We start from the raw sequence: 12,215 nt of genomic DNA, 5'->3' as shown, positions 1-12,215 counted from the left end.
CAGTTAATACATCCGGGAGAACGCTCATGCCTGCCATCCACGAAATCGCCACGTTGACCTCGAAGGGGCAGGTCACGCTGCCAAAATCCGTTCGCCAGCTACTGGGCATAGACACAGGTGGCAAAATTGCATTCGACGTACGCAACGGTGAAATCGTGGTCAGCCGCGTAGAAACCACCCACGAAGACCCTGCCATCGGTGCATTCCTGGGTTTGCTGGAGGCTGATATCCGAGACGGCCGCAACCTCACCACTCTGCCGGAAGACTTGGCGCAAACCATGCTCGCCAACGCAAACCACTCCGTAAACCTGGACGAAGATATCGACGGTGAGGTCGCGATCTGATGCTGCGACATGGCTGGACACTGTTGTTCCATGAAGGTGTGACGTTACAGCTACGCAAATTGCAAGAAGCGGCCGCCCGGGCCGAGCAGAACGACCCGCAAGGTTTTGAGAGCAACGCCAACGTCAAGCTGTTTCGGGCATTGAGCCATCTGATCATGGAGGCTGTGCCTGCCGATCCGGGCCGTGATGAGTTCCGCCAAGGCAATACGCTGGGCACCGCCTACCGACATTGGCGCCGTGCAAAAATCGGCAGGCGCTTTCGGCTGTTCTTTCGCTACGACTCAAGATCCAAGGTCATCGTCTATGCATGGGTCAACGACGAAAATACCCTACGCTCCGCAGGCAGCAAATCCGATCCCTACGCCGTATTCGAGAAGATGCTGGGCCGCGGCAACCCTCCTGATGACTGGGATGCGCTGACTGCTGCGACGCGTAGCGACTGGGACGAGCCCAAAGCATAAATTACGCAAGTGAGTGAGAGATTGCACGTTTGAAACCGATCCCTCCTCGTTGCGTCCACTGGAATCCACTCGTAGCTGCTGTTGAAAGGGGTACATCTGGGGTACAAATCCAGTTTCCCGTTCATAACCTTTTGACTTATATGAATGTCAAAATGTTCTTCGGGGATCCGGACAGCCTGTAGGTCGAAAGTCCCATTCGCGTGACCAAGCGCCGGTTCGGTAACGCGGTGCAATGGATCTCGCTTTTTACGCTATCGAGTCTGTGGATGGTGAGCAGCATTTTGTGGCTGCTGTACACCACCCTAGGCGCAATCTTTGTACCTGACGCAGTAACATGATCGCGCGCATGATGAATTAAGACTCAAGCCGCATCCACTGCGGCGAGACTACGATACTGTCCCTTGAAATACAGCAGTGGCTGCGCGGCGTCGGCGTCCTGCACGTTCAACGCCTTCACCTCGCCAATCACGATCAGGTGATCACCGGCAGCGTGTTCGGCGTGAATCTCACAATCGAGCCAGTGCAGGCTGCCGGCAATGATCGGATTGCCCAGCGGCGACGTCTGCCAGTCGATGCCCTGCCACTTGTCCGTGCCACGCCGAGCGAACTGGCTGGAAATCCCGACCTGCTCGCCTGACAGGATATTGACCGCGAAACGGCCGGCCTGGCGAATTCCGGGATAGCTGGCCGAACTGGACATGACGCTGAACGACACCAGCGGCGGATTCATCGACACGCTGTAGAACGACTGGCAGGTAAAGCCAAGCGGTTCGCCATCACTGTGCGAGGTGATCACCGTGATGCCGGAGGCGTAGTGCCCGAGCGCTTGGCGAAAGCGCAACGGCTCGATAGCCATACAAGGAAGCGACATAGTAGGTCCTGAAGATTTGATACAACCCGCCAACAATGAAAAAGGGCCGAAGCTGCACGCCCCAGCCCTCCCACACCGCGCTCGGCTTTACCTCGCGAGTTCTCGGCGCACGATCTCTGCACCTGCACTCAGTGCATTGAGCTTGCCGCGTGCCACGGCGCGCGGCAACGGCGCCATGCCGCAGTTGGTGCACGGGTAGAGCTTGTCGGCGTCGACGAACTGAAGGGCCTTGCGCAGGGTATCGGCCACTTCCTCCGGGGTTTCGATGGCGTGGTTGGCCACGTCGATGGCCCCGACCATCACCTTCTTGCCGCAGATCAACTCGATAAGCTCCATCGGAACGTGGGAGTTGTGGCACTCCAGCGAGACGATGTCGATCTTGGATTTCTGCAGCTTGGGGAACGCCTCCTCATACTGGCGCCACTCCGAGCCCAGAGTCTTCTTCCAGTCGGTGTTGGCCTTGATGCCATAGCCGTAGCAGATGTGCACGGCCGTTTCGCATTTCAGGCCTTCGATCGCCCGCTCCAAGGTGGCAACGCCCCAATCATTCACTTCATCGAAGAAGACGTTGAAGGCGGGTTCGTCGAATTGGATGATGTCAACGCCGGCAGCCTCAAGCTCGCGGGCTTCCTCGTTGAGGATCTTGGCGAATTCCCAGGCCAGCTTTTCGCGGCTTTTATAGTGCGCGTCATACAGCGTATCGATCATCGTCATGGGGCCTGGCAGCGCCCATTTGATCGGCTGCGAGGTTTGCTGACGCAGGAACTTGGCGTCCTCCACGAACACCGGCTTCTGACGAGCCACGGCGCCCACGACCGTCGGAACACTCGCGTCGTAGCGGTCACGAATGCGGACGGTTTCGCGCTTCTCAAAATCAACGCCACTCAGGTGTTCGATGAAGGTCGTCACGAAATGCTGACGGGTCTGCTCACCGTCACTGACGATATCGATACCGGCGAGTTGTTGTTCATGCAACGACAGGCGCAGCGCATCCTGCTTGCCCTCGACCAACACCTGGTCTTGCAGCTTCCAGGGCGACCAGAGGGTTTCCGGCTGGGCCAGCCAGGACGGTTTGGGCAGGCTGCCGGCAGTCGAAGTGGGGAGTAGTTTTTTCATGACGCAAGGCCTTGTGTATTCGATCGTTCAAACAGCGTGATGAGCGGACCACTGCTGCAGCACGGCGTGGTACGGCTTGATGAATTGTTCTTCGGCATACTTGCCTTGCTCTATGGCCAGACGGCTGCGCTCTTCGCGATCGTAGACAATTCGAGTCAACGAGTAGTCCTGGTGTTTCAGGCTGGGTTGATAGGACTTGCCTGCCGCCGAGTTCGCGTTGTAGATCTCGGGGCGGTAGATCTTCTGGAAGGTGTCCATCGTGCTGATGGTGCTGATCAGCTCGAGATTGCTGTAATCACCCAGCAAGTCGCCGGCAAAGTAAAACGCCAGGGGCGCGACACTGTTCGGCGGCATGAAATAGCGCACCTTCAGGCCCATCTTGGCGAAGTACTCATCGGTCAATGAGTACTCATCCTGCTGGTATTCATGACCCAGGACCGGGTGCTGATTTTCAGTGCGCTGGTAGGTCTTGCTGCTCGAAACGCTCAGGCAGATGACCGGCGGCTTGTTGAAGTGTTCCTTGAAAGCGCTCGAATTCACGAAGCGCTTGAACAGTTTCCCGTGCAGCTCGCCAAACGCCTCCGGCGTACTGAAACCGGACTGCCCCTTGTTGTGCTCCAGCAACAGCACGCTGAAGTCATAGTCCCGCACGTAAGAGGAGAAATTGTTCCCGACAATGCCTTCGATGCGCTCGTTGGTCTTGTGGTCGACAATGCTGGTTTTCAGGATCTCAATCAACGGCAAGGCATCGCCTGCCTGTTCACCCGCGATCTTCATCTCGACGGAAACGATATCGAGCTCTACCGAATAACGGTCACCCTTGGGGTTGTCCCAATGCGCCAGGGCATTGAAGCGATTGTCGATCATCGCCAGCGTGTTGCGCAGATTCTGTTGGCGGCTCGCGCCCCTGGCCAGGTTGGCAAAGTTGGTGGTGATGCGGGTGTTGTCCGCAGGCAGATAGTCCTCGTCGAAACGAATACTTTTAATGGCGAACGTGAAGGTTTTATTCATTGTGACCCGGCACCCTGATTCCCGAAATAGATCCTGAAAAGTCTTCCTGCTTGCCCGGCTTCGAAGGAAAAATTCAATGGGGGGATTGTCAATAAACGGCCACAATGAGACAAACTCATTTTTCTTGAGATGATCTTTAATTCCACTCATGATCAATCCAACGCACCTGCGCACGATGCACGCCCTGCGCGATACCGATAGCCTGCACGACGCCGCTGCCCGCGCTGGAGCGCGGCGACCTGGCCAGCCAGACGCTGATCACCTACCCCATCGAGCGCCACCGCCTGGACATCTTCACTCGTTTTTTCGAGCCCGCGGACATCGAGCCCGCGCAGGTGCGGACTTCGGAGCTGACGGCCAAGGACATTTCGTTTGCGACGCTGGAAGGTGTCAATGTCGTATCAGGGCTGGCGATATGAGGCCCATGATCACCGACCGTTGTACCCCGATGAATGCCCGCTGATACCGCCAATTCCGCTTTCACGAATCGCCATGTTCTTGAGGCATCCGGACAGACTTTGAGTGATGTCCAAGGGCAACGTCGTGGTCTGACGTGGCGCCATTGCAGGGCGATCGGTTATACTTACCAAGCAATGACTCGAGGGCAAATGATGGATAAGCTGAGTTTGCAAGCCAAGAAAGCTTGTTTCGCCAAGTATCGAAAATCCAATTTCGCGGCCAGCCTGCGCCTTGAGGGCATTGTGCCATCCCCTACCGATGGCGAAGTGAAGCTGCCTACCCGCGCTGCGGCTCTTCATGCCGTCCGACGCATCAAAGCTTGAGCCGAGACAAGTACGGTACTGACCAAGCACCGGATTGCTACCCGGGTAGCGACGTGCTTATAAACTTGCTTGATCTGCAAGATGCAGATGACCTTGAAGAGGCCGAGCGGTACCTCAACGAAATTGCCTTGCAAACGATGGACTTTGTCCAGCCGCCCTACAACCTCGACGCTTTGAAGCGGGTGCACCATGCCTTGTTCTGCAATGTGTATAGCTGGGCAGGCGAGACCCGAACGTTAGCAATCAGTAAGGGCGGAACAAGGTTCTGCAGTCCAGAGTTTATCGAGTCCGAAACCGAGAAAGAATTTTCGAAGATGGCCGACGCGCACTGGTTTGAAGGGTACTCCCGAGAAAAACTGGTTTCCGCTGTTGCGCAATCCTACGGTACGTTGAACGTCGCGCACCCATTCCGGGAAGGCAACGGACGAACACAGCGCTACTTATTTGAATGTCTGGTATTCAACGCAGGTTACATTATAAATTGGGACTTGGCCAACCGTGAAGAATGGGTCAATGCATGTATCGCATCCTACTACGGCAACGATGTCCCTCTGGCCGCAATCTTCGATAAATGTATCGGTTCTGAAATCATGGAAGTGGACTTTTGAATTGAGCACCCAGCGCGCTCAAGCTCACACTAGTGTCCTGCCTCGGAAATAAGCTGTTCACTTTTGGCGGCGTCCTGGGCGCCCGGCGCGCGTTGCCACTCCTCGCCATACCCCTGCTATGCCATTCAGGATAGTAAGCTACCGGCGCCCCGTGATGCCCCCTCACATCTCGACCTGGGTCCCCAGTTCGATCACCCGGTTCAGCGGCAGCTTGAAGTACCGCAGGTTGCTGTTGGCATTCTTCAACAGGAAGGCGAACAAGTGCTCGCGCCACTTGGCCATGCCGATTCGCTTGGTCGGCACCACGGTTTCCCGGCTCAGGAAGTAGGTGGTGCGCATGGGGCTGAAGTCCAGCTCGGTCGTGCTGCTGTGGCTGAGGGCAAGGGGCACGTCGGGCTCCTCCATGAAGCCGAAGTGCAGGCTGACCCTGAAGAAGCCCTGGCCGAACGCCTCGACCTCGAAGCGCTTGTCCTGCGTCACCCGCGGCGAATCCTCCGACACCACCGTCAGCAGCACCACCTGCTCGTGCAGCACCTGGTTGTGCAGCAGGTTGTGCAACAGCGCGTGGGGCACCGCATCGGAGCGGGCGGTAAGAAACACCGCCGTGCCCTGCACGCGATGGGGCGGCTGCGCCTGCACGCTGGCGATGAACAAGGGCAGCGGCAAGGCGGTTTCATCCAGGCGCTCGACGATGATGCTGCGCCCGCGCTTCCAGGTGGTCATCAGCACGAACAGCGCCAGGCCGGCGATCACCGGGAAGGCGCCGCCCTGCAGGATCTTCGGCGCGTTGGCGGCGAAGTACAGGCCGTCCACCAGCAGAAAGCCCAGCAGCAAGGGAATCGCCAGCCAGCGCGGGGTCTTCCATAGCAACAGCACCACCGCCGAGGCCAGCAGCGTGGTGATCAGCATGGTGCCGGTCACCGCGACGCCGTAGGCCGCCGCCAGGGCGCTGGACGACTCGAAGCCGACCACCAGCAGCACCACGCCGACCATCAGCGCCCAGTTGACCATGCCGATATAGATCTGCCCCTGCTCTTCGCTGGAGGTGTGCTGGATGAACATGCGCGGCACATAGCCCAGCTGGATGGCCTGGCGGGTCAGCGAGAAGGCGCCGGAGATCACCGCCTGCGAGGCGATGATGGTGGCCAGGGTGGCCAGCGCGACCATCGGCAGCAGCGCCCACTCGGGGGCCAGCAGGTAGAACGGGTTGCGCACCGTTGCCGGGTTGTCGAGGATCAGCGCACCCTGGCCGAAGTAGTTGAGCACCAGGCCCGGCAGCACCAGGATGAACCACGCGCGGGAAATCGGCTTGCGGCCGAAGTGCCCCATGTCGGCATAAAGCGCCTCGGCACCGGTCAAGGCCAGCACCACGGCACCCAGAATCGCCACGCCGATGCCCGGATGGGCGACGAAGAAGTGCGCCGCCCAGGACGGGTTCAGCGCCTGCAGCACCTCGGGCCGCTGCACGATGCCATGGATGCCTAGCGCAGCCAGCACCACGAACCACAGCACCATCACCGGCCCGAACAGGATGCCGATGCGCGCGGTGCCGTGCTTCTGGATGATGAACAGCCCGACCAACACCACCACCGCCAGGGGCACGACCCAGTGCTCGATGCCGTCGATGCCCAGTTGCAGGCCCTCCACCGCCGACAGCACGGAGATGGCCGGGGTAATCATGCTGTCGCCGTAGAACAGCGCCGCGCCGAACAGCCCCAGCAGCACCAGCACCTTGCTCAGCCGCGGATAGGGACGTGCCGCCCGCCTGGCCAGCGCGGTCAGCGCCATGATCCCGCCCTCGCCCTGGTTGCTGGCGCGCAGGATGAACAGGACGTACTTTACCGAAACCACCCAGATCAACGACCAGAACACCAGCGACAGGATACCCAGCACCCCCTCAAGGTTGGCCTGCACGCCGAAATGGCCGGAGAACACCTCCTTGAGCGTGTACAGGGGACTGGTGCCGATGTCGCCATAGACGACGCCGACGGCGGCGACCAGCAGGCCGATGCCCGTGCTCTTGTTGGCGTGGGACGGGTTTTCAACGATTGCGGATTGGCTCACAGGTAACGTCTCGTCAGTATCGCGTAAACACTGAATGCGGGCAGGCAGGCTGGGGGGGGCAGAAAAACCGCGCCAGTATCTTCTCAACCTGCAAAGGCCGGCATAAAGAAAGCGTAAAGAAACGCCATTGCCCGATGAGCGCTCGACATCGGAGGAAGACTGCTGGCCACCTTGCGTTCCGTCGGCCAGGTCTCTCTTTTTACGATTGAGTGCATCCAGATCCCGTTCTGGTGGGTATTCACCTCAGGGCAACAGTTGAATGCCCTGCCATGCCCCCACCAGGAGATCGCTCGATGAACATCGCACACGTTTCGTTCCTGACCGCCTGCGGCCTCGCCCTGGCCATGCTGCTGCCGACCGCCCACGCCCAGACCGGGGTCCCCGATGCCGTCAAGGTGCCGGACGGCCACAAGGTGGCGCTGGAAACCGTCGGTGTCGGCGAAATCACCTACGAATGCCGCGACAAGGCCGACGCCCCCGGCCAGACCGAATGGACCTTCGTCGGCCCGAAGGCCGTGCTCAAGGACCGGGCCGGCAAGACCGTGGGCGACTACTTCGGCCCGCCCGCCACCTGGCAGGCCAAGGACGGCTCGAAGATCACCGGCACCCAGCTGGCCATCGCCCCGGCGGCCAAGGGTGACCTACCGTTCCAGCTGGTCAAGGCCAACCCAGCCGAGGGCAAGGGCGCCATGAGCGGCGTCAGCTTCGTCCAGCGCCTGGCCACCCGTGGCGGTGTCGCCCCGCAGACCGCCTGCACGGCGCAGAACAAGGGCGAGAAGCAGATCGTCAAGTACCAGGCCGACTACATCTTCTGGGCCGCCAACTGAGGGCCTGCGCGCAAGGCGCGCCAGCACCCTTGAGCTACGCTCATCGACAGTCCCCGGCCGACCGGCCGGGGCTCCCGGTAGCATGAGGATCGGCCCGACCTTGAACCTGCCCACGACGCCATTCGACTACGAGCGCTGTCTCCAGGCCTGTGCCAGGGGCGATCGCGGCGCCCTGCAGGCGCTTTACGACCAGGAGGGTGCCCGGCTGCTCGGCGTGGCCCGGCGCATCGCCCGCGACCACGCCACCGCCGAGGACATCGTCCATGACGCCTTCATCCGCATCTGGACCCGCGCGGACAGCTTCGATCCGGCCCGAGGCTCGGCGCGTGGCTGGGTGTACAGCCTGACCCGGCACCTGGCCTTGAACTTCATACGCGATACCCGCCGAGAAGTGGTGATCGACGATGTCGCCATCGTCGATATCGCGCCCTATCACGATGACATGACCTTGCAGGCCGATGCACCGAGGATTCACCGCTGCCTCGACCAGCTCGACGCCGCGCCGCGCAAGTGCATCCTGCATGCTTACGTCGACGGCTGCAGCCATGCCGAGATCGCCCGCCTGCTCGACACCCCGCTGGGCACGGTCAAGTCGTGGATCAAACGCAGCCTCAAGGCGCTGCGGGAGTGCATGGGATGACCAACGAGCCGGGTAACGAAAGCACCGATGACCTCGAGCAACTGGCCGGGGAGTACGTGCTAGGCACGTTGTCGGCCGAACAGCAGGAGACCGTGCTCAAGCGCCTGGACAGGGACCGTGCCTTGCGTGACGCCGTGGACGCTTGGGAGCAGCGACTGCTGGGCTTGAACGCGCTGGCCACGCCACTTGCGCCCAGTCCCCGACTGTGGCAACGGATCAACCGTAGCCTGGGCGACCGCCCTGCCCAGCCCTCATGGTGGCGACGCCTGGGGCTGTGGCAAGGGCTGGCCGGTGCCGGCCTTGCAGCCAGTCTGTTACTGGGTCTTGCACTGCTGACGGTACAGTCGCCTGCCACCACCTATATGGTCGTGCTGGTGGCGCCTGCCACCCAGGCACCTGGCTGGGTGGTCCAGGCCCGTGGCGCTGATCAGGTCCAGCTGATTCCCTTGGGCAAGTCCGAGGTCCCGGGAGGCAAGGTCCTGCAGTTCTGGACCAAGGGTGAACAGTGGCCAGCACCAATCTCGCTTGGGCTGATCAAACCTGGGGAGCAGGTCACCGTGCCGCTGGAGCGCCTGCCTGCGGTAGAGCCCAACCAGTTGTTCGAGCTGACCCTGGAGAATGCGGGTGGCTCTGCAAGCGGACGTCCGAACGGGCCTGTGCAGTTCATCGGGCGGGCGGTCAAAGTGCTCTGAATTGGCGTCCGGCTTCGAATCGCCGGGGCTGCTTTGCGGCCCTTTCGCGGCACGAGGCCGCTCCTACAAGGGGGGCGCGATCGCCTGTAGGAGCGGCCTTGTGCCGCGAAAGGGTCGCAAAGCGACCCCGGCAATCTTGAATTAGAGCGGCCATATCCCAAAAAACGCAAAAACCTTGAAAGGGATGGCTCCAAGGGCCCACAGGGCTGCACCTCGGGTAGCCTTTTCGCCCGGGCAGGCAATACTTCCCTGTACAGGCGCGCGTGTTGCGGGTAACGCGAGCCACGAGGAGGTGCGAGGTGAACAAACTATCAATCGTGGGTGCCGGTATCGTCGGTGAGGCAGCGGCCCAGGTCATCGCCCGGGACGCGCTCTGCCGTGAACTAGCGCTGATCGACGTCCAGGGTGAACTGGCGCAGGGCAAGGCGCTGGATGTCTGGCAGGCGGCGGTGGAGTCCGGGTCCGATACCAAGGTGCACGGCGGGTCGGATGCGCAATTGCTGCAGGGTTCCGATCTGGTGGTGATCACTGTGCGGGCGTGCCGCGCAAGCCTGGCCAGTCGCGCCAGGATGTCCTGGCCATCAACCTGCCGATACTCGACGGCATCATGCGCGATGTGAAACAGCAGGCGCCAACCGCGACGGTGCTGGTGGTGTCGAATCCGGTCGACGTGCTCACCTACCGGGCCTGGAGCCTGAGTGGACTGGGCCGCGACAAGGTGTTCGGCCAGGCGGGGGTGCTGGATACCGCGCGCATGAAATGTTTCATCGCCGAGCAGACCGGGTTTTCGGCACGGGATATCACGGCGCTGGTCCTGGGTGGGCACGGCGACAGCATGGTGCCTTTGATGCGTTATTGCATGGTCGGTGCGGTGCCGCTGGCGCACTTGCTGTCCAGTGAGCAGATCGAGCAGATCGTTGAGCGTACCCGTAAAGGTGGCGGCGAGATCCTTGCCCTGAAGAAGGTCGGCAGCGCCTGCGATGCGCCGGGCGTGGCGATCGCGCAGATGGTGGATGCGATTGCCAACGGGCGCAGCCGCATCCTGCCGGCGGTCGCGATTCTCGAGGGCGAGTATGGACGCACGGATATCGCCATGGGGGTTCCCTGCGTGCTCTCGGACGCGGGCATCACGCGGGTGATCGAGCTGCCGCTGGATGCGCAGGAACAGGCGATGTTCGACCGCTCCGCGGATCAGGTGGCGCGGGATATTGCGGAGATGAAGGCGCTGTAGGTAGCCATCACAGATCCAAGGCGCCCCTGATCAACGCATCAAGCATGCCGGGCGCCTGAGGATCACACTCATCCAGCAGACACACCGGAATCCCCTGCAGCATCGCCTGCGAAGCCCCCAGCCCCTCGCCCACCAGCGCCAGCGGGCAAGCGATCTCCATCTGCAACGAACGCAGTCGTTTCGCCAAGGCCGCGCTTACCGGCCCCCGCACCGCAACCACCAGCACCGCCGGCTGGATTGCCCTGCACACCAGCGCCAGCTCCTCCAGCGGCTGGCCACACCCCAGCACCTCGATGCGTTGGCGCCGATCACTCAGCAGCAGGCCGGCACACAGCAACTGCAGCTCGGCCAGGCCCTCGGCGCCGGCCAGCAGCACCCGTGGCGCATCGGCCTGGTTCATGTGCAGGCGCAGCAGCAGACGGGCGCGCAGGAAGGTGTCCAGGAACAGCCACTGGCTGCGCTCGCCGAAGGCCTCACCTTCGGCCAGCTCGCGCCACACCGGCATGAACACCTCGTGCATCACCGAGGCCTTGGGCAACAGCGTGAACAACTGCCCGTGAATGCCTTCCAAAGCCTGCGCGTCGAACGCCTTGGTCGCCCGGACAACGGCCAGGCGCCAGTCGTGAAAGGCATCGTCCTGCGCGGGGGGCGCTTCGGGCTGGCCGGCGAGCAACCCGCCAACCTTGCTGATAGGCACGCCATTGCCGGTCCAGCGCAGTATGTCGCGAATGCGCTGGACATCCCTGGCCGTGTACAGCCGGTGCCCGCCTTCGGTGCGCTGCGGGCTGATCAGGCCATGGCGGCGCTCCCAGGCGCGCAACGTCACGGGGTTGATGCCGGTCAGGCTGACCACGTCGCGCATGGGCAGCAAGTCGAAGGAAGGGGCGTCGGTCATGGCCAGGGTTCGAATGGGTGAAGACACATTCTAACCCCATGGGTACCTGTTGCGGCGAGCCTGCTTGGGTCATCATGGTCGGCACACGCGCCCGAGGTTCTCGCACGGAAGCTACGCTGCGCATTCGCACACACGATCCGACAGGTGAGCTCCATGATCAACGCGAAACTCCTGCAACTGATGGTCGAGCAGTCCAACGATGGCATCGTCGTCGCCGAACAGGAGGGCAACGACAGCATTCTCATCTACGTCAACCCGGCCTTCGAACGGCTCACCGGCTACGCCACGGACGACATCCTCTACCAGGACTGCCGCTTTCTCCAGGGCACCGACCATGACCAGCCGGGCGTCGCCGCCATCGGCCAGGCGATCCGCGCAGGCCGCCCCTGCCGCCAGGTGCTGCGCAACTACCGCAAGGATGGCAGCCCGTTCTGGAACGAGCTGTCGATCACCCCGGTACGCAACGAAGCCGACCAACTGACCTACTACATCGGTATCCAGCGCGATGTCACGGCCCAGGTGGATGCCGAGGAGAAAGTGCGCGAGCTGGAAGCGGAGGTCGCGCGCTTGCGCGAGGCGCTGGCGGCAGCCGGACGCTGACGGCAAAAGCTGTACAAGAAGATTGTGTTTGTACAATTTTAGACCTAGGCTTCAGTCATACCTGTACAACTCG

General features: G+C 61.6%; 15 protein-coding genes and 1 pseudogene. 11 read left to right on the top strand and 5 right to left on the bottom strand.

The features are described 5' to 3' along the window. Positions 1-26: 26 nt before the first annotated feature. Together POF53_RS14865 and POF53_RS14860 are read left to right on the top strand one after the other, a co-directional pair. Positions 27-344, top strand: coding sequence for a type II toxin-antitoxin system PrlF family antitoxin (locus POF53_RS14865; RefSeq protein WP_232857222.1), 318 nt, complete (start codon positions 27-29; stop codon positions 342-344). Next, a complete protein-coding gene (locus POF53_RS14860; RefSeq protein ID WP_156859478.1) occupies positions 344-805 on the top strand; it encodes a type II toxin-antitoxin system YhaV family toxin in 462 nt (153 codons plus the stop codon). Before POF53_RS14865 ends, POF53_RS14860 begins: the two co-directional genes overlap by 1 nt. Positions 806-1,166: 361 nt before the next feature. Here POF53_RS14860 and POF53_RS14855 read toward each other — a convergent pair whose 3' ends face one another. The 3 genes from POF53_RS14855 to POF53_RS14845 all read right to left on the bottom strand — a co-directional run bounded on the left by POF53_RS14855 (position 1,167) and on the right by POF53_RS14845 (position 3,803). Next, positions 1,167-1,661 (bottom strand): flavin reductase family protein, encoded by a 495-nt coding sequence (locus tag POF53_RS14855; protein ID WP_498968280.1) that lies wholly within the window; start codon positions 1,659-1,661, stop codon positions 1,167-1,169. A 102-nt stretch (positions 1,662-1,763) separates the two neighbouring features. Further along, on the bottom strand, positions 1,764-2,792 hold the full coding sequence (locus tag POF53_RS14850) for a methionine synthase (protein WP_498968278.1): 1,029 nt from the start codon (positions 2,790-2,792) through the stop codon (positions 1,764-1,766). 27 nt (positions 2,793-2,819) lie between these two features. Beyond that, positions 2,820-3,803 carry a DUF1852 domain-containing protein gene (locus POF53_RS14845; protein WP_254464582.1) on the bottom strand — a complete coding sequence of 328 codons (984 nt, stop codon included), beginning with the start codon at positions 3,801-3,803 and terminating at the stop codon, positions 2,820-2,822. A gap of 236 nt (positions 3,804-4,039) precedes the next feature. Between POF53_RS14845 and POF53_RS14840 the strand changes: the two are divergent. The 3 genes and pseudogenes from POF53_RS14840 to POF53_RS14830 all read left to right on the top strand — a co-directional run. Further along, positions 4,040-4,159: pseudogene (locus POF53_RS14840) on the top strand (LysR family transcriptional regulator); the annotation flags it as partial. Positions 4,160-4,411: 252 nt separating this feature from the next. Then, positions 4,412-4,585, top strand: a complete 174-nt coding sequence (locus tag POF53_RS14835; protein ID WP_498968276.1) for a YhfG family protein — start codon at positions 4,412-4,414, stop codon at positions 4,583-4,585. Between the two features lie 65 nt (positions 4,586-4,650). Next, positions 4,651-5,193, top strand: coding sequence for a Fic/DOC family protein (locus tag POF53_RS14830; protein WP_337994565.1), 543 nt, complete (start codon positions 4,651-4,653; stop codon positions 5,191-5,193). A 162-nt stretch (positions 5,194-5,355) separates the two neighbouring features. Here the strand turns inward: POF53_RS14830 and POF53_RS14825 are convergent, their stop codons facing one another. Then, positions 5,356-7,257, bottom strand: coding sequence for a potassium transporter Kup (locus POF53_RS14825; RefSeq protein ID WP_498968273.1), 1,902 nt, complete (start codon positions 7,255-7,257; stop codon positions 5,356-5,358). A gap of 293 nt (positions 7,258-7,550) precedes the next feature. On the opposite strand from POF53_RS14825, the gene POF53_RS14820 reads away from it, so the two are divergent. From POF53_RS14820 to POF53_RS14800, 5 genes are all read left to right on the top strand, one after another. After that, positions 7,551-8,084: a DUF3455 domain-containing protein gene (locus tag POF53_RS14820; protein ID WP_498968271.1), complete on the top strand. Its 534-nt coding sequence runs from the start codon at positions 7,551-7,553 to the stop codon at positions 8,082-8,084. A gap of 82 nt (positions 8,085-8,166) precedes the next feature. Then, a complete protein-coding gene (locus POF53_RS14815; RefSeq protein ID WP_498968269.1) occupies positions 8,167-8,724 on the top strand; it encodes a sigma-70 family RNA polymerase sigma factor in 558 nt (185 codons plus the stop codon). Beyond that, the gene (locus POF53_RS14810) at positions 8,712-9,416 is read left to right on the top strand and encodes an anti-sigma factor (protein ID WP_498968267.1); all 705 of its coding nucleotides are present in this window, start codon (positions 8,712-8,714) and stop codon (positions 9,414-9,416) included. Before POF53_RS14815 ends, POF53_RS14810 begins: the two co-directional genes overlap by 13 nt. A 299-nt stretch (positions 9,417-9,715) precedes the next feature. Beyond that, positions 9,716-10,036, top strand: a complete 321-nt coding sequence (locus POF53_RS14805) for a lactate/malate family dehydrogenase (protein WP_498968265.1) — start codon at positions 9,716-9,718, stop codon at positions 10,034-10,036. Further along, positions 9,955-10,647: a malate dehydrogenase gene (locus tag POF53_RS14800; protein WP_498968263.1), complete on the top strand. Its 693-nt coding sequence runs from the start codon at positions 9,955-9,957 to the stop codon at positions 10,645-10,647. Before POF53_RS14805 ends, POF53_RS14800 begins: the two co-directional genes overlap by 82 nt. A gap of 7 nt (positions 10,648-10,654) precedes the next feature. On the opposite strand, the gene POF53_RS14795 is transcribed toward POF53_RS14800, so the two are convergent. Further along, positions 10,655-11,542, bottom strand: a complete 888-nt coding sequence (locus tag POF53_RS14795) for a MerR family transcriptional regulator (RefSeq protein ID WP_203652560.1) — start codon at positions 11,540-11,542, stop codon at positions 10,655-10,657. A gap of 153 nt (positions 11,543-11,695) precedes the next feature. On the opposite strand from POF53_RS14795, the gene POF53_RS14790 reads away from it, so the two are divergent. After that, positions 11,696-12,142, top strand: coding sequence for a PAS domain-containing protein (locus POF53_RS14790; RefSeq protein ID WP_498968261.1), 447 nt, complete (start codon positions 11,696-11,698; stop codon positions 12,140-12,142). The last annotated feature ends 73 nt before the right edge of the window (positions 12,143-12,215 follow it).

This window comes from Mitsuaria sp. RG, from assembly GCF_028369275.1.
Taxonomy (GTDB): Bacteria; Pseudomonadota; Gammaproteobacteria; order Pseudomonadales; family Pseudomonadaceae; genus Aquipseudomonas; species Aquipseudomonas peradeniyensis.
This window is presented reverse-complemented; position numbering and strand designations above follow the sequence as displayed.

Excerpts from the sequence above, each read along its gene's own strand:
- POF53_RS14865 (WP_232857222.1), top strand. The coding sequence starts at position 27 with ATGCCTGCCATCCACGAAATCGCCACGTTGACCTCGAAGGGGCAGGTC.
- POF53_RS14860 (WP_156859478.1), top strand. The coding sequence starts at position 344 with ATGCTGCGACATGGCTGGACACTGTTGTTCCATGAAGGTGTGACGTTA.
- POF53_RS14855 (WP_498968280.1), bottom strand. The coding sequence starts at position 1,661 with ATGGCTATCGAGCCGTTGCGCTTTCGCCAAGCGCTCGGGCACTACGCC.
- POF53_RS14850 (WP_498968278.1), bottom strand. The coding sequence starts at position 2,792 with ATGAAAAAACTACTCCCCACTTCGACTGCCGGCAGCCTGCCCAAACCG.
- POF53_RS14845 (WP_254464582.1), bottom strand. The coding sequence starts at position 3,803 with ATGAATAAAACCTTCACGTTCGCCATTAAAAGTATTCGTTTCGACGAG.
- POF53_RS14835 (WP_498968276.1), top strand. The coding sequence starts at position 4,412 with ATGATGGATAAGCTGAGTTTGCAAGCCAAGAAAGCTTGTTTCGCCAAG.
- POF53_RS14820 (WP_498968271.1), top strand. The coding sequence starts at position 7,551 with ATGAACATCGCACACGTTTCGTTCCTGACCGCCTGCGGCCTCGCCCTG.
- POF53_RS14815 (WP_498968269.1), top strand. The coding sequence starts at position 8,167 with ATGAGGATCGGCCCGACCTTGAACCTGCCCACGACGCCATTCGACTAC.
- POF53_RS14795 (WP_203652560.1), bottom strand. The coding sequence starts at position 11,542 with ATGACCGACGCCCCTTCCTTCGACTTGCTGCCCATGCGCGACGTGGTC.
- POF53_RS14790 (WP_498968261.1), top strand. The coding sequence starts at position 11,696 with ATGATCAACGCGAAACTCCTGCAACTGATGGTCGAGCAGTCCAACGAT.